At 66.4% G+C, this 18,453-nt stretch carries 19 protein-coding genes; 7 read left to right on the top strand and 12 right to left on the bottom strand.

Features of this window, described 5'->3' with window-relative positions; genetic code table 11:
- Positions 1–11: 11 nt before the first annotated feature.
- Complete coding sequence (rsgA, locus tag ABZX86_RS01535; RefSeq protein ID WP_355118916.1) at positions 12–1,061, bottom strand: ribosome small subunit-dependent GTPase A; 1,050 nt, start codon at positions 1,059–1,061, stop codon at positions 12–14.
- The gene (aroA, locus tag ABZX86_RS01530; RefSeq protein ID WP_355118914.1) at positions 1,022–2,305 is read right to left on the bottom strand and encodes a 3-phosphoshikimate 1-carboxyvinyltransferase; all 1,284 of its coding nucleotides are present in this window, start codon (positions 2,303–2,305) and stop codon (positions 1,022–1,024) included. The genes rsgA and aroA overlap by 40 nt, the downstream gene beginning before the upstream one ends.
- A 162-nt stretch (positions 2,306–2,467) precedes the next feature.
- Between aroA and ABZX86_RS01525 the strand changes: the two genes are divergently transcribed.
- Positions 2,468–2,767: a hypothetical protein gene (locus tag ABZX86_RS01525; RefSeq protein ID WP_355118912.1), complete on the top strand. Its 300-nt coding sequence runs from the start codon at positions 2,468–2,470 to the stop codon at positions 2,765–2,767.
- Between the two features lie 177 nt (positions 2,768–2,944).
- Here the strand turns inward: ABZX86_RS01525 and ABZX86_RS01520 are convergent, their stop codons facing one another.
- Positions 2,945–4,453: an aldehyde dehydrogenase family protein gene (locus ABZX86_RS01520; protein WP_355118910.1), complete on the bottom strand. Its 1,509-nt coding sequence runs from the start codon at positions 4,451–4,453 to the stop codon at positions 2,945–2,947.
- Positions 4,454–4,600: 147 nt separating this feature from the next.
- On the opposite strand from ABZX86_RS01520, the gene ABZX86_RS01515 reads away from it, so the two are divergent.
- Complete coding sequence (locus ABZX86_RS01515) at positions 4,601–5,377, top strand: SOS response-associated peptidase (protein ID WP_355119795.1); 777 nt, start codon at positions 4,601–4,603, stop codon at positions 5,375–5,377.
- 22 nt (positions 5,378–5,399) lie between these two features.
- Here the strand turns inward: ABZX86_RS01515 and ABZX86_RS01510 are convergent, their stop codons facing one another.
- From ABZX86_RS01510 to ybaK, 4 genes are all read right to left on the bottom strand, one after another.
- A complete protein-coding gene (locus tag ABZX86_RS01510; RefSeq protein ID WP_355118908.1) occupies positions 5,400–5,720 on the bottom strand; it encodes a hypothetical protein in 321 nt (106 codons plus the stop codon).
- A 160-nt stretch (positions 5,721–5,880) separates the two neighbouring features.
- The gene (locus tag ABZX86_RS01505; RefSeq protein ID WP_327146698.1) at positions 5,881–7,509 is read right to left on the bottom strand and encodes an MDR family MFS transporter; all 1,629 of its coding nucleotides are present in this window, start codon (positions 7,507–7,509) and stop codon (positions 5,881–5,883) included.
- Positions 7,510–7,565: 56 nt separating this feature from the next.
- Positions 7,566–8,117 (bottom strand): MarR family transcriptional regulator, encoded by a 552-nt coding sequence (locus ABZX86_RS01500; protein ID WP_355118906.1) that lies wholly within the window; start codon positions 8,115–8,117, stop codon positions 7,566–7,568.
- A gap of 109 nt (positions 8,118–8,226) precedes the next feature.
- A complete protein-coding gene (gene ybaK, locus ABZX86_RS01495; RefSeq protein WP_355118904.1) occupies positions 8,227–8,718 on the bottom strand; it encodes a Cys-tRNA(Pro) deacylase in 492 nt (163 codons plus the stop codon).
- Positions 8,719–8,873: 155 nt separating this feature from the next.
- Between ybaK and ABZX86_RS01490 the strand changes: the two genes are divergently transcribed.
- The 4 genes from ABZX86_RS01490 (at position 8,874) to ABZX86_RS01475 (ending at position 12,068) form a co-directional block, all read left to right on the top strand.
- Entirely contained in the window at positions 8,874–9,698 is an 825-nt protein-coding gene (locus ABZX86_RS01490) for a sigma-70 family RNA polymerase sigma factor (RefSeq protein WP_355118902.1), read from the top strand.
- 8 nt (positions 9,699–9,706) lie between these two features.
- A complete protein-coding gene (rsrA, locus tag ABZX86_RS01485; protein ID WP_327146697.1) occupies positions 9,707–9,970 on the top strand; it encodes a mycothiol system anti-sigma-R factor in 264 nt (87 codons plus the stop codon).
- Between the two features lie 243 nt (positions 9,971–10,213).
- Positions 10,214–10,429, top strand: coding sequence for a biotin/lipoyl-binding carrier protein (locus ABZX86_RS01480; protein WP_355118900.1), 216 nt, complete (start codon positions 10,214–10,216; stop codon positions 10,427–10,429).
- Positions 10,430–10,553: 124 nt separating this feature from the next.
- Positions 10,554–12,068 carry a histidine kinase N-terminal domain-containing protein gene (locus ABZX86_RS01475; protein WP_355118898.1) on the top strand — a complete coding sequence of 505 codons (1,515 nt, stop codon included), beginning with the start codon at positions 10,554–10,556 and terminating at the stop codon, positions 12,066–12,068.
- Positions 12,069–12,277: 209 nt separating this feature from the next.
- Here the strand turns inward: ABZX86_RS01475 and ABZX86_RS01470 are convergent, their stop codons facing one another.
- Together ABZX86_RS01470 and ABZX86_RS01465 are read right to left on the bottom strand one after the other, a co-directional pair.
- Positions 12,278–12,532 carry a WhiB family transcriptional regulator gene (locus tag ABZX86_RS01470; protein WP_067659745.1) on the bottom strand — a complete coding sequence of 85 codons (255 nt, stop codon included), beginning with the start codon at positions 12,530–12,532 and terminating at the stop codon, positions 12,278–12,280.
- Between the two features lie 259 nt (positions 12,533–12,791).
- Complete coding sequence (locus ABZX86_RS01465; RefSeq protein WP_355118896.1) at positions 12,792–13,730, bottom strand: diacylglycerol kinase family protein; 939 nt, start codon at positions 13,728–13,730, stop codon at positions 12,792–12,794.
- A gap of 96 nt (positions 13,731–13,826) precedes the next feature.
- Here ABZX86_RS01465 and ABZX86_RS01460 point away from each other — a divergent pair, with 96 nt between their 5' ends.
- Complete coding sequence (locus ABZX86_RS01460) at positions 13,827–14,264, top strand: hypothetical protein (RefSeq protein WP_355118894.1); 438 nt, start codon at positions 13,827–13,829, stop codon at positions 14,262–14,264.
- Positions 14,265–14,353: 89 nt separating this feature from the next.
- Here ABZX86_RS01460 and ABZX86_RS01455 read toward each other — a convergent pair whose 3' ends face one another.
- From ABZX86_RS01455 to ABZX86_RS01445, 3 genes are all read right to left on the bottom strand, one after another.
- A complete protein-coding gene (locus ABZX86_RS01455; protein WP_355118892.1) occupies positions 14,354–14,839 on the bottom strand; it encodes a GNAT family N-acetyltransferase in 486 nt (161 codons plus the stop codon).
- The gene (locus ABZX86_RS01450) at positions 14,836–15,444 is read right to left on the bottom strand and encodes an acid phosphatase (protein ID WP_355118890.1); all 609 of its coding nucleotides are present in this window, start codon (positions 15,442–15,444) and stop codon (positions 14,836–14,838) included. Before ABZX86_RS01450 ends, ABZX86_RS01455 begins: the two co-directional genes overlap by 4 nt.
- A 96-nt stretch (positions 15,445–15,540) precedes the next feature.
- The gene (locus tag ABZX86_RS01445; protein WP_355118888.1) at positions 15,541–16,764 is read right to left on the bottom strand and encodes a hypothetical protein; all 1,224 of its coding nucleotides are present in this window, start codon (positions 16,762–16,764) and stop codon (positions 15,541–15,543) included.
- Positions 16,765–18,453: the final 1,689 nt, after the last annotated feature.

Raw genomic sequence — 18,453 nt, 5'->3', positions numbered from 1 at the left:
TGCGGCCGAACTCAGATGGTGGTGGTCTGGCCGCCCTTGAACCAGGGGTCGTTGGTATTGAGGGCATTGAGTAGCAACCGAATCGCCGCCACCCGGGCTTCCTTACCCGGCAGAGTGTCGAGGGCGCATTCGGGATCCGCGGGCGGGCCGAGATGGGTGCAGCCGCGCGGGCAGTCCTCGATGGCGTCGGCGAGATCGGAGAAGGCGCCGATGACATCGTCGGGCGTGATGTGCGCCAGCCCGAAGGAGCGGACGCCGGGGGTGTCCACCACCCAGCCACCCTCCACCAGGGGCAGGGCCACGGACTGGGTGGAGGTGTGCCGCCCCTTGCCCACCCCGGATACCACGCCGACGGCCCGATCTGCGTCGGGGACAAGGCGATTCACCAACGTCGACTTGCCCACACCGGAGTGTCCGATGAGGGCGGTGAGGCGGCCGTTCAACAGTTCCAGCACCGGTTCGAGCGGATCGTCGACGCCGCCGTACACAATGGTGAGGTCCAAATCCTCGAAGGTGGCGGCGAATTCGGATTCCGCGGCGAGGTCATGTTTGGTCAGGCACAGAATCGGTTGCAGCCCACCGACATACGCGGCCACCATGGCGCGCTCCACGAAACCGGTGCGCGGCGGCGGATCGGCCAGGGCGACCACGATGAACAGCTGCCCGGCATTCGCGACGACGATGCGCTCGAACGGATCGGTGTCATCGGCGGTGCGGCGCAGGACCGTTCGCCGTTCCGCGACCCGGACGATGCGCGCCAGGCTGTCCGGCTTCCCGGACAGATCGCCGACCAGATCCACCTGATCGCCGACCACGATCGGGGTGCGGCCCAATTCTCGGGCGCGCATGGCGACGATCCGGTGTTCCGGATCGTCGTCGAGAACACAACCCCACCGGCCCCGGTCGACCGAGACGACCATGGCGGCTTCCGCATCCAGATGCTGCGGACGGGTTTTGGTGCGGGGACGCGAGGTCTTGCCCGGACGGATCCGGACGTCGGACTCGTCGTACTCGCGGCGCTTCAGTTGCCTGCCTCCGATTCGCTGAGCATGTCTTCCCACAGCCCAACGAAATTCGGGAGCGTCTTGGCGGTGGTGCCGATGTCCTCGATCTCCACGCCGGGCACCACGAGACCGATAATCGCTCCGGCGGTGGCCATGCGGTGATCGGCGTAGGAGTGCCACTGCCCGCCCGACAGCGGCGCCGGCGTGATGATCAGCCCGTCCTCGGTCTCGGTGACATTGCCGCCGAGCCGGTTGATCTCGGCGGCCAGCGCCGCGAGCCGATCGGTTTCGTGCCCGCGCAGGTGTGCGATACCGCGCAGCCGGGACGGCGAATCCGCAAGGGCCGCAAGGGCTGCGACGGTCGGGGTCAGTTCACCCACATCGTGCAGGTCGATATCGATGCCGGCCAGGCGCTGCGGTCCGTGCACGGTGAGCACATTCTCGAAGCTGCGGCATTCCGCGCCCATGCGCACCAGGATCTCGCGGATCACATCGCCCGGCTGCGTGGTGTAGCGCGGCCAGTGCGGAATGGTCACGGTGCCGCCGGTGACGGCCGCCGCCGCCAGGAACGGGGTGGCATTGGACAGATCCGGCTCCACCTCCCAGTCCACGGCGCGGATCGGCCCGGGCGATACCGTCCAGGTCTGCGCCTTGCGCGGATCGGCGGGGGCCTCCACCTGCACATCGGCCTGGCGCAGCATCTGCACGGTCATCTCGATGTGCGGCATCGAAGGCAGCCGCGCCCCATCGTGATTCACGGTGACGCCCTGTTCGAACCGCGCCGCCGACAGCAGCAGCCCGGACACGAACTGTGACGATCCGGAGGCGTCGATGGTGACCGGCCCGCCGCGCAGTTTGCCCGTCCCGTGCACCACGAAAGGCAGTGCGTCACCGTCGATATCGACGCCGAGGCTGCGCAGTGCGTCCAGGATGGTGTTCAGCGGCCGCACCCGGGCCTGCTCGTCGCCGTCGAAGGCGACATCACCGGTGGCCAGGGCGGCGACCGACGGCAGGAAGCGCATGATGGTGCCCGCGAGCCCGCAGTCCACCATGGCGCTGGTGAACTCCTCGGGCGGGGTGACGGTGAGAGTGTCGGCATCACCCTCGATGCCCACGCCCATGGCCCGTAGCGCGTCGATCATGAGGTTGGTGTCGCGGCTGCGCAGCGCACCGGTGAGGGTGGACGGCCGATCCGCCAGTGCGGCGAGGATCAGCGCCCGGTTGGTAATGGATTTGGACCCGGGCAGGGTCACGGTCGCGTGCACGGGAGTTCGGACATGGGGCGCGGGCCAGAAAGTCACAGGTCCATCTTCCCAAACGATCGACGTCCTGCGGGGCTCCCCGCCCCTTTCGTCCGGTGCGGGCCCGGGATTTCCGCGATTTTCCCGTCGTACCGGTGGTTCCGGACCCTGGATTGCCCGTCAGACTAGCCATATACGTATATGAGTACGTATACTGGCCGGGTGATCGATCCCATCAGCCTCACGCTCGGCGCCGCACTGGTCGGCGGCGGCTGGGTGCTCGGCCGCTTCGGTTCCCGCGCCAATAAGCAGCCCAAGCAACTCGCAGCGGCCACCGCCCTCTGCGGCTGCGGCCACGACCTCGCCGTGCACGAGCGCGAGAGCAGCCGCTGCCACGGCGAAACCTTCCGCAAGAACGGCCACGGCCTCAAGGAGTGGGCGAGCTGCAACTGCCGCCGCTACACCGGCCCCACCCCACTCGAAGAATTCTTCGTCCCCCCGGCCCTGCCGCCGACTCCTTGAAACGCCGAATGCCGGCTCCCCGCAAGGGAAACCGGCATCGGAAGCCGTTTCGAGCGCGAAGCCGCACTGCGATTCAGGGTTTCAGGGGCGAAGGTACTGAGTGCCGCCGCGCTTCGGTTCGGGGTTTTCAGGGGCGAAGCACCTGAAACACCTTCCACCCTCCGGAGTGGGAACTCTCTACTTATTGCGCCCGTGCAGGAACGGCACGATCTTGCGCAGCAGCTTCATGGTGCTGTCGGTCCGCGAGTACGACAGCAATGCCATACCCGGAATCGTGAAGCGCTGCACCGCGATCGAATGCGGCCGCGAGAATTCCAGCAGCCCCGGCGCACCGTGGATGCGCCCGATGCCGGAATCGCCGACGCCGCCGAACGGCAGTCCGGAGATGGCGGCGTAGCTGAGCACCGAATTCACCGATGTGCAGCCGACATTCAGGCGGCGCGCGATCTCCAGCCCGTGCTTGGCCGAGTACACCGCCGACCCCAGGCCGTACTTGCTCTTATTGGTCAGCTCCACCGCTTCGTCGATGCCGTTGACGGTGCGAATGGTGACGGTCGGCCCGAAGGTCTCCTCGCACACCGCATCCGAGGATTCGTCGGTGTCGACCAGGATGACCGGCTCGATGAACGGGCCCTTGATGGATTCGGGCCCGCCGAGCACGGCCTTGCCGCCGTTCTTCAGCGCGTCCTCGATGTGCCGCCGCACGATATCGATCTGGCTGGGCATGGTCATCGGCCCGTAGGAGGCCTTGTCGTCCGAGCCCGGCTTGATATCGGTGAGAATCCGCTTGACCTCGGCGATGAACGGTTCGGCGATCGACTTGTCGACGTACACCCGCTCCACGCCGGCGCAGGTCTGCCCGGAATTGGAGGTGGCGCCCCAGGCGACGGCGTCGGCCGCGGCCTTGATATCGGCGTCGGCGGCCACGATCACCGCATCCTTGCCGCCGCACTCCAGCAGTACCGGGGTGAGCGAATCGGCCGCGGAGGCCATGATCTTCTTACCGGTCGCGGTGGATCCGGTGAAGGCCAGCTTGTTCACGCCCGCGCGCACCAGCGCCGCGCCGGTGGCGCCGAAGCCGTTGATGGCGACGAAGACCCCGTCCGGCAGATCCGGATTCGCCTCGGCGAAGGCGGCGGCGACGAAATTGCCGATGCCCGTGGAGAATTCGCTCGGCTTGAACACGACCGTATTACCGGCGGCCAGCGCGTAGGCAATGGAACCGTTGGGGGTGTAGATCGGGTAGTTCCACGGGCCGATGATGCCGACCACGCCCAGCGGGCGCTGCTCCACATGTGCGGAGAAGTTCGACATGAGCGCGCCCGGTGCGACCTTCTTGGGCTTGAGCACCTTCTCGGCATTGGAGGCCGCCCACTTGATGTGCTCGAGCACCAGCATGAGCTCGAGGTAGGCGTCGTCGAGCGGCTTGCCGTTCTCGGCGTGGATGAGCGCGCAGAGTTCGTCGGACTTGGCGACCAGCGTGCTGTTCCAGCGCAGCAGATGCCGCTTGCGCTCGGCGTAGCTCAGCGCACCCCAGGTGGCGGCGGCGGTGCGGGCCTTGGCGACGGCGGCGTGCACCGCGGCCTCGTCATCGATCTTGTAAGTGGCGAGGACCTCGCCGGTGGCGGGGTTGACGGAGGTCAGCACGGCGTCCTGATCGATCGGGGCGGTGTCGGTAACAGACATGATTGGCAGCGATCCCTTTACGAGAGTGTGATGCGACGAACGTCTCATACGTTCCAAGTGAAGTCAATTGCCCTCACTTTACTCGCGACTGTTTCAAAGGTGTGGGAAGACTCGAATCCGTCGGTGTCCGGTGGCAGCATGGTCAGCATGTGCGGTAGGTACGCGACAACGACGAATCCCGCCACGCTGGCCGTCGAACTCGACGCTCTCGACGAGACGAGTGCCGACACCGGCAAGGGCTTCGACCCCAACTACAACGTGGCGCCGACGAATCAGGTGCTCACGGTGGTGGAGCGGCACGACCGTGACCACCCGCAGGACCCGGCGACCCTGCGTATCCGGGCCATGCGCTGGGGTCTGATCCCGCCCTGGAGCAAGGCCGCCGAACCCGGCATCCCGGCCAAGGGCAAACCGCTGTTCAATGCCCGCGCCGACAAGGCCGCCACCACCGCGTCCTTCCGGGACGCGGTGAAGAAGCGCCGCTGTCTGGTCCCGATGGACGGCTGGTACGAGTGGGTGACCGAACCGGGCGGGTCCGGCAAGGCCGTCAAACAGCCGTTCTTCATGTCCAGGGCCGATGGTGAGCGCCTGTACATGGCCGGTCTCTGGTCGGTCTGGCGCGACCGCAGCCTGGGTGACGAGGCGAAACCGCTGCTGTCCTGCACCATTCTGACCACCGACGCGGTCGGCGATCTGACGAAGGTGCACGACCGCATGCCCCTGCCCATGTCCCGCGCGCACTGGGACGCCTGGCTCGATCCGGACCATCCGGCCCCGGAGGAACTGCTGGAAACCCCGCGCCCCGAGGATGTTTCGGACATCCTCATCCGCCCGGTGCCCCTGCTGGTCAACAGCGTCCGCAACAACGGTCCGGAACTTTTGGACACCGTGGACGAACAAGCCGGTCAGATCAGCCTGATCTGACCGGCTCGCACGAATCAATCTGCTAGAGATCGCATTTCACCGACGGCAGGGCGATATTCAGCCCGCATTTGAACGCTCCGGTGGCCAGATCGATGATCTTCGTCGTCATGGTGCCACCGAGCTTTCCGGCCTTTTCGGGCTTCTCGTCCTTCTGCGGCGCTTGCTGCCCGGGCGCCCCGGGCGCCGCCGGATCGGGCCCGAGCGGGTAGTTCGGATTCTGCGGCGCGACGACGATGGGGGCGGCCGTCGCGGTGGCCACGGTCAGCGGGCCGGATGCCAGCGCTACGAGCAGTACGCCGGAAACGGCTACGACGCTGGTTCGAATTCGCTGATGGGGAGACATAAAACGCATCACATCCTCGGGTCGGGCGAACCTGGCGAGAGGGGGAAACGTACAAACAAGACAAAACCTACTGAGACAAGTAACGCACAGAATGGGCCGCGATCCGGGGATCGCGGCCCACCCTGTGCGTGTCAAGAGCACTGGTCAGGTGCCCATATTGCTAGCCGATCGCTGCTGCGGCGGCCTCTTCGATCTTCTCCTGCCGGGCCTGGATACCGCCGGAGGTGCGCAGCGGCACTTCCTTCCAGAACATCACCAGGATCAGCGCGATGAGTGCGACCGCGGCCGCCACCAGGAACACGGTGTCCATGGCATTGGCGAAGCCGACCTTGAGCGGATGCGCCAGCGTCGGATTCACCTTCTGGATGATCGAGCTGTCGTCGAGCACCTTCGCCGCGGCGGCCGAATCGTGATGGGCCAGACCGTTGGCCAGCGCCTGATCGGCCGGATTGCTGCTCTGCATACCTTCCGCGATCGCCTGCTGGTACGACGATGTGGTTGCGGCGGACTGCAATTCGGTGCTGATGTTCGGCCCGATCTGCGAGAACATGATCGACAGGAACACCGCCACACCCAGCGTGCCGCCGATCTGCCGGAAGAAGGTCGCGGCCGCGGTGGACACGCCCATATCCTGCGGCGGCAGTGCGTTCTGAATCGCCAGCGTCAGCGGCTGCATCAGATTGCCCAGGCCCAGGCCGACGATCAGCATGAACAGCATGGCCACGTACAGCGGTGTGTCCGCGCCGATGAAGTGCAGCATGAACAGGCCGAGCACCAGCAGACCCGCGCCCAGCGGCGGGAAGATCTTGTACCGCCCGGTGCGAGAGATGGTCTGACCGGCGAAGATCGAGGCCGCCATCATGCCGACCACCAGCGGCAGCATCTGCATACCGGCGAGCGTCGGACTGGAGCCGCGCACCACCTGCAGGTACTGCGGCAGCATGGTCATACCGCCGAACATGGCCGAGCCCACCACGATCGAGATGGCCACGCCGAGTGCGAAGGTCGAGTTCTTGAACATGCGCAGCGGAATCAGCGCGGCATCACCGAGTTTGGCCTGCACCGCGATGAATCCGATCAGGCCCAGGGCGCCGATCACGTAGCAGATGATGGAGTTCGTGCTGCTCCAGCCCCAGATGCGGCCCTGTTCCGCGACCACCAGCAGCGGCACCAGTCCGATGGCCATGGTGAGCACGCCGAACCAGTCGACGGTGGCCTTGGAGCGCTGCACCTTGGGCAGCTTCAGCACGCGGGACACGACGGCCAGCGCGATGATGCCCAGCGGCACGTTCACCAGGAACACCCAGCGCCAGCCGGTGATCCCCAGGATCTCGTTCTGACCGGAGATGATGCCGCCCAGAACCGGGCCGGCCACGCTGGAGGTACCGAACACGGCCAGGAAGTAACCCTGGTAGCGCGCCCGCTCCCGCGGCCCGACCATATCGCCGAGAATGGTCAGCGCCAGCGACATCAGACCGCCCGCGCCCAGACCCTGGAAGGCCCGGAAGGCGGCAAGCTCGTACATCGACGAGGCGAAGGCGCACAGCAGCGAACCGGCCACGAAGATCGAGATGGCCGCCAGATAGAACGGCTTGCGGCCGTACATATCCGAGAGCTTGCCGTACAGGGGAGTGGAGAGGGTCGCGGTGATCAGGTACGCGGTGGTGACCCACGCCTGCATCGAATAGCCCTGCAGGTCATCGGCAATGGTGCGGATCGACGTGGACACGATGGTCTGGTCGAGCGCGCCGAGCAGCATGCCGAGCAGCAGGCCGCTGAGCACGACCATGATTTGTTTGTGGGTGAAACCTGCGGTGGACTGCGGTTCCACTTCTGCTGTAGTGGTCACGAATTACTCTCTGGGGACTCGATTTTCGGAAGAATCTTGGATGCGCCCTTGGGGTAGAGGGCAGCCATCTTGAGACTGCGGGCGTGCTCGTAGCCGTCGACGAACCTGCTCAGCAGGGTGACGAACGAATCCTGTTCGCCGGGGGTCCAGTCGGCCATGATGTCGCGCAGCGTCTCATTGCGCCGTAGCCGGATCTCGGCGGCCACCTCGCGCCCCTCGGCGGTGACGGCCAGCACGCTGACCCGGCCGTCGGCGGGATCGGCGCGGCGTTCGATGAACCCGCGTTTCACCAGGTTCGCGGCCTGCCGGCTGATGGTCGAGGCATCCGAGTAGAGCGCCTCGGCGAGGGCTCCGGAACGCATCGGCCCGTTGTGGATCAGCTTGAAGAGGATGGCGAACGCGGCGGGTTCGACCTCGCCGTCGGTGGCGGCGGCGATCTGCGCATTGGCGCGGTCCCGCAATCGGTTCAAACGAATGATCTGGGTGGCGACGGTGTCGGCCAGGTCGTCGGTGACGGGGCAACTGGGTTGCGCCTGGTCATCGGTCACGTGGTCCACCTCCTTGCATCAAACAACTGCTTGTAGCAATCAACTAGTTGTACTCAGCAAGTATGTGGAGATAGTTGTTCCTTGGCAAGTTATTTTTCCGGGTGGTGTCTCAGCTCACTGCGACCGCGGCGGTGACGGCGCTGGTCAGCCGTACCAGCTCGGCCGGCGCGAGCTCGATCTCCAGCCCGCGCTTACCCGCGCTGCACAGCACCCGGTCGAACTCCAGTGCGGATTCGTCGAGGACGGTCGGCAGCCGCTTCTTCTGCCCGAGCGGTGAAATCCCGCCCAGCACATAGCCGGTCGTGCGTTCGGCCTTCGCCTTGTCGGCCATCACGGCCTTGCCCTCGCCGAGCGCCGCGGCCGCCGCCTTGAGCGAAAGCTTGGCCGGAACCGGCAGCACCGCCACCGCGAGCGCGCCCGAACCGAGCTCGATCACCAGCGTCTTGAAGATCTGCTCCGCACTCACCCCGAGCTCCGCCGCGAGCGCCGCGACGGCCTCCGCACCGTAGGAGTCACTGCGCGGATCGTGCGGATAGGCGTGCACCCGATGCTCCACCTTCGCCTGCACCAGTGTCTTGATCGCCGGGGTCGAAGCTGCCATGCGCCCACCCTAAACAGCGCCGCACCTGTCAAGACACCGGTTTTCACCCGCCCTGGGAACACGGCGACCATTCGGCCTGTTGCACGCCATACGCGTTACGCGAAAGCCGAACAGCCTGCGGTTGCGCGTTGTATCCCATCACGAAGGAGGAGTCGGTGACCGTTCTGGTCGAGGAACGACCGGTGCGCCTGGTGCTGCACCCTGCCGGTTTCCCGGCGCTCACCCCGCTCGCGGTAGATTCAATTGCTACGGCGATCGAAGGGAACAACGTGACGAGCGACGACGACATGGTCGTTCGCCTGCCCGATGACGACTCGGATACTGCCGAGACCATCCAGGCCGGCGACAACGGCACGGACGACGGCACGGAACGTGCGCGCAGCACGGAGACCCCCCAGGAACTGACCCGCCGATTCGAGCGCGACGCACTGCCGCTGCTCGATCAGCTCTACGGCGCGGCCCTGCGCATGACCCGCAACCCGGCCGATGCCGAGGATCTGGTCCAGGAGACCTTCGCCAAGGCGTACCAGGGCTTCCGCTCCTTCCGCGAGGGCACCAATCTGCGGGCCTGGCTGTACCGCATCCTCACCAATACCTACATCAACTCGTATCGGAAGAAGCAGCGCCAGCCCGCGCAGTATCCGACCGACGAGATCAGCGACTGGCAGCTGGCCGCCACCGCCGAGCACACCTCGCAGGGTTTGCGCTCGGCCGAGATGGAGGCGCTCGAGGCGCTGCCCGACGACGACATCAAGCGGGCTCTACAGGAGCTACCGGAGGAATTCCGGATGGCGGTGTATTACGCCGACGTGGAGGGCTTCCCCTACAAGGAAATCGCCGAGATCATGGGAACCCCCATCGGAACCGTCATGTCCCGCCTGCACCGCGGCCGTAAGCAGCTCAAGGGCCTGCTCGCCGACGTGGCCCGGGAACGCGGATTCAACCGGGGCAGCGATACGCGTCAGGAGGTCACCCAGTGAGCGACGAGATGGACATGGACTGCACGGCGGTGCTCGCCGACGTGTGGCTGCTCCTGGACAACGAATGCGACGAGACCATCAAGGCCCGTCTCCAAGAGCACATCAACCGCTGCTCGCCCTGCATCGAGGCCTACGGCCTCGAGGAGAAGCTGAAATCTCTGCTCAACCGCAAATGCGGCGGCGAGCGCGCCCCCGACTCCCTGCGCGCCCGTCTCACCATGGAAATCCGGACAACCTTCACCCAGGTGGAGACCCGGATCGAGCCCAAGTAACAGCTCCCCAGAAAAAGCATGAGCGGCACACTTCTTCAGAAGTGATGCCGCTCAGTGCTTTTGGAGCTAGGTTCTTCAGCTCAGGCGTTCGGACGCTTGCCGTGGTTGGCTGCGTTCTTCTTCCGGCTGCGCTTCTTACGGCCACGCTTACCCATGGGTAGTCTCCCTTCTGTTCATGGCATTCTTTCATGTGTGGTTGTCTGTACCTTCATCGGATACGGGTCAACGGAAACAAGGAGCCTCATGGCCGAGGAAGTGCTCGCGGAGATGGTGTCCACCGTCTACCAGATCGTCGCGAATGTGGGCGATCAGGTGAAGGAGGGCGACACCCTGGTGATCCTCGAGTCGATGAAGATGGAGATCCCGGTCGTGGCCGAGGCCGAGGGCACCGTCGCCTCCATCAACGTCAAGCCCGGCGATGTCATCCAGAAGGACGACCTGATCGCCGTCATCAACTGACCGGCAGTATCGGCTGATTCGCGTCGGCAGCGCCGACTCTCCTCCCGCGCCTCACCGCGCGGCACGAATCCTTACCTCGGCGTGGGAACATACTCCCGAGTTGGGATCAGAGGAGCGTGGCTGAATGTCGACACTGAGCGATCTACTGGCTGAGCACACCGACCTACCGGGTGCCGCCGTCGATCATCTTCAACGCGTGGTGGGGGATTGGCAATTGCTTGCCGACCTCTCCTTCGCGGATTTGCTGCTCTGGGTGGGGACCGGCCCGATAGCCGACGGCGCCGAAGTGGTGTGCGTCGCACAGGCCCGCCCCACCACCGCCCCCACCGTGCACCCGGAGGATCTGGTCGGGTCGCTGGCGACCAAGGAGATGCACCCGCAGATCTTCGAGGCCCTGCAATCGAATGACATCGTGCGGGTGGACACCGATTCGGAGGTCTCCGGCGTCTATCACCCGCAGCCGGTGCACGCGATTCGCGAGGCGATTCCGGTACGGGTCGGTGACGATGTGATCGCCATTCTCGGTCGCGATACCGATGTGCAGCGCCGAAAGATGCGCTCCAGCTTGGAGATCGCGTACATGGCGGCCTCCGACGACCTGTGCCAGATGGTCAATGACGGCACCTGGCCGACGCTGGAGGATCGCACCGGTTCGCACTCCAGCCCAAGGGCCGGTGACGGTTTCATCCGCCTGGACACCGACGGCATCGTGGTCTACGCCAGCCCGAACGCGCTTTCGGCCTACCACCGCATGGGATTACAGAACGATCTGGTCGGACAGGATCTGGCGCTCACCACCCGATCGCTGATCACCGATCCGTTCGACGCGCAGGAGGTGGTCGGCGATATCCAGGCCGCCCTGGCCGGAAAGGCCGGGCGCCGAATGGAAGTCGAGGCGCGCGGGGCGACGGTCCTGCTGCGCACCCTGGTGCTGCGCCCGAACGGCAATCTCGGCGGGGCTGCGGTGCTGGTCCGCGATGTCACCGAGGTGAAGCGGCGCGATCGCGCGCTGCTGTCCAAGGACGCGACGATTCGTGAGATCCACCACCGGGTGAAGAACAACCTGCAGACGGTCGCCGCGCTGCTGCGGTTGCAGGCCCGCCGCACCGAGAACGAAGAGGCCAGACTGGCGCTCACCGAATCGGTCCGCCGCGTGACTTCCATTGCGTCGGTTCACGAAATGCTGTCCATGTCGGTCGACGAGGAGGTCGATCTCGACGAGGTGGTCGACCGCCTGCTGCCGATAATGGCCGATGTGGCCACGGTGCACACCGCGCGCATCAAGGTCCGCCGCGCCGGCTCGCTGGGGGTCTTCTCCGCCGAACGTGCAACCCCCCTGGTCATGGTGCTCACCGAATTGGTGCAGAACGCCATCGAGCACGCCTTCGACGCGGGCGAGAACGGTACGGTCACCATCCGTTCCGAGCGCTCCGCCCGCTGGCTGGACGTGATCATCAGCGATGACGGCCGCGGCCTGCCCGACGGTTTCAGTCTGGAAGCCTCGGACCGCCTGGGCCTGCAAATTGTCCGCACCTTGGTCACCGCCGAACTCGGCGGCTCCATCGGCCTGCACCCCGGCGCCGACATCGGCACCGACGCGGTCCTGCGCGTCCCCCTGGGCCGGCGTTCGGCCCGCTGATAACAGCGCACCTGCGATTACTGTGAGGGTCTCACCATTCCGGTGGGGCCCTCACGCCATTCCTGGTATAGCGAATCTCGTTGAGTGGGAATTGTAATAGCGAACACAGAGTCTCTTTTTACACACATAAGCCCGGCACCATGCGGTGCCGGGCTGAATTGCGCTATGGCCGTAAGGCTGATCGGCCGTAGCGCCAGTCGTCTAGCTGATTAGACGACGGTGCGGGTACGCGTTCGAGCGTTGCGACGCTTCAGTGCACGACGTTCGTCTTCGCTCATCCCACCCCACACGCCAGCGTCCTGTCCGGACTTCAGGGCCCAGGACAGGCAATCGGCGGTGACGGGGCAGCGAGCGCAGACCAGCTTGGCATCAGCAATCTGCGCGAGCGCAGGACCACTGTTACCCACCGGGAAAAACAGCTCAGGGTCCTCGTCGCGACAGATGGCATTGTGGCGCCAGTCCATTCCTCTGCTCCTTTGCTAGGGCGTGCCGCATGGCTCTGCCCCTCGGGTTTGTGGTCCGTTCACTTGTGCGTCTCGAATGTTTCCGCACGGTTGCTTGTGAATGCTTTCACGAACACCGTAGATGTCAATAGATACCTAGTGCACCGTGGGGAAGCTCACGCTGTAAGGCCCCTGCAAGGCGGGCCTGCCGAACCATTTGTACTCGGTCGTGCGGGTTTTCGCAGCGCAACCGCAAGGTTTCTCAGGTGTGTCGAGCCGTCTAGGGCTTCGGCGCGACCACATCGAGGATATCCGTTGCGGCTGTGAAATTCACCATGTTGCGCCGACCAATGAAGTCGCCATCGATTTGCAGCCCGAGGGGTTCGGTGGCCACGACGCGTACCGAGGGCACGTCATCTTCGCGAAATAATTTGTGGCCCTTGGGGTTTCCATCCGTTGCCAGCAACTGGCGGGCAATCAGCAGGGTGGGCACGATCCCCATGGTGCGCATGGCAAACACCCCGAGACCGGATTCGAAGGTGGTCGCCGGGTTGGTCCGGACCGGCGTGTTGTCCAGATAGGTCCACGGGCTGGTGTTGGTCACGAATGCGTAGTGCACATCCGTGACCGGTTCGTGACCCGGAATCTCCAAGCGCACCTGGGGAAGACTGCGCGCGGCCTTGAAGAACTGCCGCACCGTGGTGCGCAGATAACGTGCGGGGGTAGCAGCTTTCCCGTTGGCGCGCTTGGCATCGATGGCCTCGCACACATCGGCGTCCAGGCCCACACCGGCGCTGAAGGTGAACCAGCGGTCGTCGGCGAGGCCGAGCCCGATGCGCCGATCCGTCTCTGCCGCCAGCAGATCGATGAGCTGATTGGTGGCGGTCACCGGGTCCTGTTCGATGCCGAGCGAGCGCGCGAACACATTCGCCGAACCGCCCGGAATGATGCCCAGCCGCGGCAGCCATTCGCGCTGCGGCGCATCGGGCAGCGGCAGGAACCCGTTGATGGTCTCGTTCACCGTGCCGTCCCCGCCGTGCACCACGATCAGGTCCATCCGAGTGTCCGCGGCCCAGCTCGCCAGCTCGGCCGCGTGCCCCCGCCGTTCGGTGTGCACAACAGTCAGCTGCGTGCGACTTTCCAGTGCGTGAGCGAGCAGATCGCGAGTCGCCGGAGTGGTCGAGGTGGCATTCGGATTCACGATCAGCAGCGTTCGCACCCCGGAGAGCCTACTGAGCATTGCGCCGGGATACCGCTCCGAGTCACCGCGGGCGGCAATCGAAACGACCACGACGCACGGTCGTAGGCTGGGCGCGTGGCTGAGCAGAACTCCGGCGAGCAGAACGTGGCGCCGACAACCGAGGTGGCGCCGACGACGGTCCGGGCGGCGGGTGTGCTGGTGGCCGTGCAGGGTGCGGCCGCTGTGATCTCGGGGATCGTCTTCGCGGTGATGGGTGTGACCGGGTCGGCGCACAGTGCCAAGAACAGCTATCTCACCGCGGGATACGCGGTGATCGTCGGCGGTGCGGTGCTGGCGGCGGGTCTGGGGCTGTGGCGCGGTCGTCGCTGGGGCCGGGCCATCGCGGTGATCACGCAGCTGCTGCTGCTCGGCGTCTCCTGGTTCATGGTCACCTCGGACCGCTTCGATCTCGCGGTTCCGTTCGCCGCGGTCGCCATCGCCGGGCTGGTGCTGTTGTTCGCGCCCGCGTCCAATCGGTGGATGGCCGCCGGGTACGACCTTCCCGCCGAGTAGGTCGAGCGTCCGGGAACGGTGCGTAAAGCGTGCTGAACGCTCCGTAGCGGGCTTGCGGACGCTCGAGCCTGGCCGAGTTCCGGATCGGGTCAGTCGTCGGCGTGCGCGGCCAGGCGGCTCAGCGCGTTGCCCGCCAGGCGGAACCCGGTCCACTCGTCCTGGGGCACCGCGCCGAGGGCCTTGTAGAAGTCGATGGACGGCGTATTCCAGTCCAGCACCGACCAATCGACCCGGCTGTAGCCCTGTTCGACGGCCTCGCGGGCCAGCGCGGCGAGCAGATCGCGGCCGAGTCCGAGCCCGCGCGTCTCCGGCTTGACGAACAAATCCTCCAGGTAGATGCCGTGCACGCCGGTCCAGGTGCTGTAGTTCAGGAACCAGATGGCGCAGCCGGCCACACCCATCTCGCCCGGGCCCTCGGCGACGTGTGCGAAGACGGCCGGGTTCGGGCCGAACAGGGCGGTCTCGAGCTGCTCGGCGGTGAGGGTGCACTCCTCGCGCAGCTTCTCGTAGTCGGCGAGGTCGTAGACGAGCTCCACCAGCGCGGGGATATCGGCGGGGGTGGCGCGGCGAATCATCTCCGAGGTCCTTCCAACTGTGCGGTCAGGTTGTGCGCGAGCACAGTTCGCGCCTGGTAGTCGTAGCCGAGCACGGTGATCGCGGCCGTGGACAGGAAGAACCTGCGGCCCTCGATCACGTCGAATTCCGCCCAGCGGGCGATCAGCACCCGCGAGAAGTGCCCGTGCCCGACCAGCACCACATCGCGATTCGCGAGCTCCGGCAGCACCGAGGCCAGCACCCGATCCGCGCGTGTGCGCACCTGTCCGGCGTCCTCGCCCTCGGGGGTGACGCCGGTCCAGATGGTCCAGCCGGGCGCCATTTTCTGGATCTCCAGCGTGGTCAGGCCCTCGTATTCGCCGTAGTCCCATTCGGCCAGATCATTGTCGATGTGCACCCCGGTCAAACCGGCCAATTCGGCGGTGCGGGTGGCACGTTGGCGCGGGCTGCTGAATACCAGTGGATCGCGCAGATCCAGACCGGCCAGCAATTTCCCGGCAGCGAGGGCCTGTTCCTCCCCGTTGGGCGTCAGCGGAATATCGGTGCGCCCCGTGTGCTGGCGCGAAGCCGACCACTCGGTTTCGCCATGTCGTAGCAATATCAGCCGAAAATCGTGTGCGGACACGAGTCGATCATGCCTGACAATCCTCGCGACTCCGGCACCGGCGCACGGATAAGGGGCGCGGCGGCGTCTGCGCCGGGAGCAGTCGGCGGTATGCGGCTATCCGACGCCGAGCGCGTAGAGCTCGGTGCCGCGCTGTTCGAGAATGGTCGGACCGACGGCGGCCAGCGAAATGGGTTCATTGTGATAATCGCTGCGCTGCACCGAGATCCGGTTCGTCTGCGCACCGGTGGTGGGATCCAGCGCGGCCAGGCCGTCCGGAACCGGAACCAGGAGCTGGCCGGAAAGGAGTGTGGGAGTGCCGAGTACGTGCTGCACACCCCACAGCGGATCGAATGTGGTGGCATTCAGCGCGATCAGATTCTCGCCGGTATAGATGAAGAACGCGGAACTCAGATGGCTGATCAAAGCCTTGTCCGACAGCGGCGCGGAAAGCTGGTGCGTGGCAATGGAATTACCCGACACATCGTAGATCGCCAATTGCGGTGCGGTGGCGCCTGTTCCGGGCAGGTAGAGCGCGATTCGGCTGTCGGACACCGCAAGTACGCGCGCACCGTCGACCGCGCCGCCGGGCTCGGTCAGTACGTGTGAGCCGTACTCCTCGGGGGTGGTGGAGTCCTTCGGTGCGGGATTGAGAATGGTGAGCCGGTCCGCACCGTCATTGGGGCAGCGCTCCAGGACCGCGAGGCGGCTCGGCGCCGAGGACGCCGAGAGCAGGGTGCAGCCGGTGCGCGGTTGCGTGCGGGGATTGACCGGGGCGTCGACCTTGCCGTATTCGAGGGTGCGCACCAGATCCGAGCGCCACATCTCGAGCCGGTCGCTGCCCTGCGCCAGGGCGTAGGTGCCGTCCACGGACAGCTTGATTGACTCGTCCATATAGCTGGACCGGGCGGCGAGCCGGGCGCCGGTCTCCGCATTGAGCATGGTGGTCTGGCTGCAGCCGCGATCGTCCCGATAGGTGGCGATGACCGTGCCGAACTGAGATTCCATGGCGCACAGCGGCATATCGCGGTGGTACTTCCACACCTGCTGCCCGGTCTGCGGATCGCGGCCGATCACATCACCGCCGTCGGCGGTGACCGCGACCCCGCCCACGGCGATCGCGCGGGCGGTCGCCGCATCCGGCGCATGCCACAGCTCGCGCACGCCCTTGGGGAGCTGCTCGGGAGTGGGTGGTGCGGAGAGGGTCCGGTCTGTGGTCACCGATGTGCTGTGGCGCACATCGCTGCGCCAGCCGACCACCGCTGTCGCGATCGCCACCAGGGCGACGATCGCGACAGCGGTCAGAATATCGGCGCGCGTTCGCCGCTCTGGTGCGAGCACGACAGCGAGACTAGCCGATTCGTGCCGCTACGCCGAGGCGGCGACAGCGGTGTCGGTTGCGGCCCCGGAGGATTCGCCGTTCACCTCGGCCTTGCGCCGCCGCGGCCGCTTGGCAGCGGTCTCACCGTCGCCCGAGCCGTTACCCGCCGCAGCCGAATCGGCCACCGCGTGCACCGCCTCGACATCCGCCGTGGCGACCTTGCGAGTCGCACGCTTCCGCGCCGGAGCCTTGGCAGCCTCCGCCTCGGCGGCAGCCTCGGCAGCCTTACCGGCCTTCTTGCGTGCACTCGCCTTGACCGGTTCGGCCTCGACCGCAACTTCGGCAACCGGAGCTGCCTTGCCGCTCTTCTTCCGAGCGCTCGCCTTCACCGGCTCCGCCGCAACGGCTGCGGTATCGCCCGCGGCCTTCCCGGCCTTCTTGCCACCGGCAGCCTTGGCAGGCGCGGCGGCAACAGCGTCGACAGGCTCGGCCACGACGGCGGCAGCCTTGCTCGCACGCTTCCGCGCGGTCGCCTTCGGCTCGGCCGCAACGGCTTCGGCGGTGGAAGCCACCTGAGTGCCCGCATCCGCCACAGCAGTCTTCCCGGCCTTCTTACGCCCGGCAGCCTTCACCGGCTCGGCGGCAACGACCTCGGCCACGGCATTCCCCGCGGCCTTCCCGGCCTTCTTACCTCCGGCGGCCTTGGCAGGCGCGACAGCAGCTTCGCCGACGATATCCGCCTGAGCGACAACATCCGCCTTGGTGGCCCGCTTGCGCCCGGCGGTCTTCACCGGCTCGGCAGCCACGGCTTCGCTCACGACCTCTGCCGCAGCCTTGCCTGCCTTCTTGCCTCCTGCAGCCTTCACCGGCTCCGCCGCAACAACCTCGGCGACGGCTTTGCCGGCCTTCTTGCGCGTGGTGGCCTTGGCAGGCTCGACCGCAACGGTTTCGGAAACCTCGGCCGCAGCGGCAGCCTTGGTACGACCAGCCCGCTTCGCGGGTTCGGCCGTAACAGGACTCGGGTCGGCGACAGACTCGGCAGTTGCCTTGGCGCGCTGGCGAGTGCGCTTGGGCGCACCCTCTGCGACAGCGGCAGTCCCGAGCTCGCCGGAACCCTGTGCCGCAGCAGCGGATTCAGCGACCGGAGCCGACGTCGCCCGGCGGCGACCCTTGGCGGGAGCGGATTCACCGGTAGCGACCACCGCGACGGGTTCGACGGAACCGTTTGTCGCAGCGGCTGATCCGTCGACCGCAGCGGCCGGAGCCGAGGTCGCACGGCGGCGACCCTTGGCCGGGGCAGCGGCAGCGACTGCGGCGGCGGGTTCCACGGAACTGCTTGCGGCAGCGGCGGATCCGGTCACAGCCTCGCTGGGAGCCTGAGCCGGGCGGCTGGCGCGTCGCCGACCCGTGGTCTTGACCGGCTCGCTCACGGCTTCCGTCGTGACAGCCGCATCGGCGGAACCGGTTGCGGCAGCAGCGGTATCGGTAACCACATCGCCGGGGGCGAGTGCCGGGCGACTGGCCCGGCGTCGGCCCGCGCGCTGCACCGGAGCAGCCACCTCAGCGGTCACGTCGGCCGCAGCGGGGGAGCTGACAGCAGGCGCAGCCACTTCAGCGGTCACATCGGCCGAGCCGTTGCCGGTTTCGGTCGTCGCCTTGGTGCGCCGGGTGCGAGTGCGCTTCGTGGGTTCCGAAGTGCCCTCGGTTGC

Source organism: Nocardia sp. NPDC006630, assembly GCF_040611495.1.
Lineage (GTDB): Bacteria > Actinomycetota > Actinomycetes > Mycobacteriales > Mycobacteriaceae > Nocardia.
The sequence above is the reverse complement of the archived record's forward strand: the minus strand, read 5'-3'. Positions and strand labels throughout refer to the sequence as shown.

Coding starts and splice junctions, on each gene's coding strand:
- ABZX86_RS01455 (WP_355118892.1), bottom strand. CDS start 14,839: ATGATTCGCCGCGCCACCCCCGCCGATATCCCCGCGCTGGTGGAGCTC.
- ABZX86_RS01470 (WP_067659745.1), bottom strand. CDS start 12,532: ATGGACTGGCGCCACAATGCCATCTGTCGCGACGAGGACCCTGAGCTG.
- ABZX86_RS01520 (WP_355118910.1), bottom strand. CDS start 4,453: ATGTCTGTTACCGACACCGCCCCGATCGATCAGGACGCCGTGCTGACC.
- ABZX86_RS01515 (WP_355119795.1), top strand. CDS start 4,601: ATGTGCGGTAGGTACGCGACAACGACGAATCCCGCCACGCTGGCCGTC.
- ABZX86_RS01475 (WP_355118898.1), top strand. CDS start 10,554: ATGTCGACACTGAGCGATCTACTGGCTGAGCACACCGACCTACCGGGT.
- rsrA (WP_327146697.1), top strand. CDS start 9,707: ATGGACATGGACTGCACGGCGGTGCTCGCCGACGTGTGGCTGCTCCTG.
- ABZX86_RS01510 (WP_355118908.1), bottom strand. CDS start 5,720: ATGTCTCCCCATCAGCGAATTCGAACCAGCGTCGTAGCCGTTTCCGGC.
- ybaK (WP_355118904.1), bottom strand. CDS start 8,718: ATGGCAGCTTCGACCCCGGCGATCAAGACACTGGTGCAGGCGAAGGTG.
- ABZX86_RS01505 (WP_327146698.1), bottom strand. CDS start 7,509: ATGGTCGTGCTCAGCGGCCTGCTGCTCGGCATGCTGCTCGGCGCGCTC.
- ABZX86_RS01480 (WP_355118900.1), top strand. CDS start 10,214: ATGGCCGAGGAAGTGCTCGCGGAGATGGTGTCCACCGTCTACCAGATC.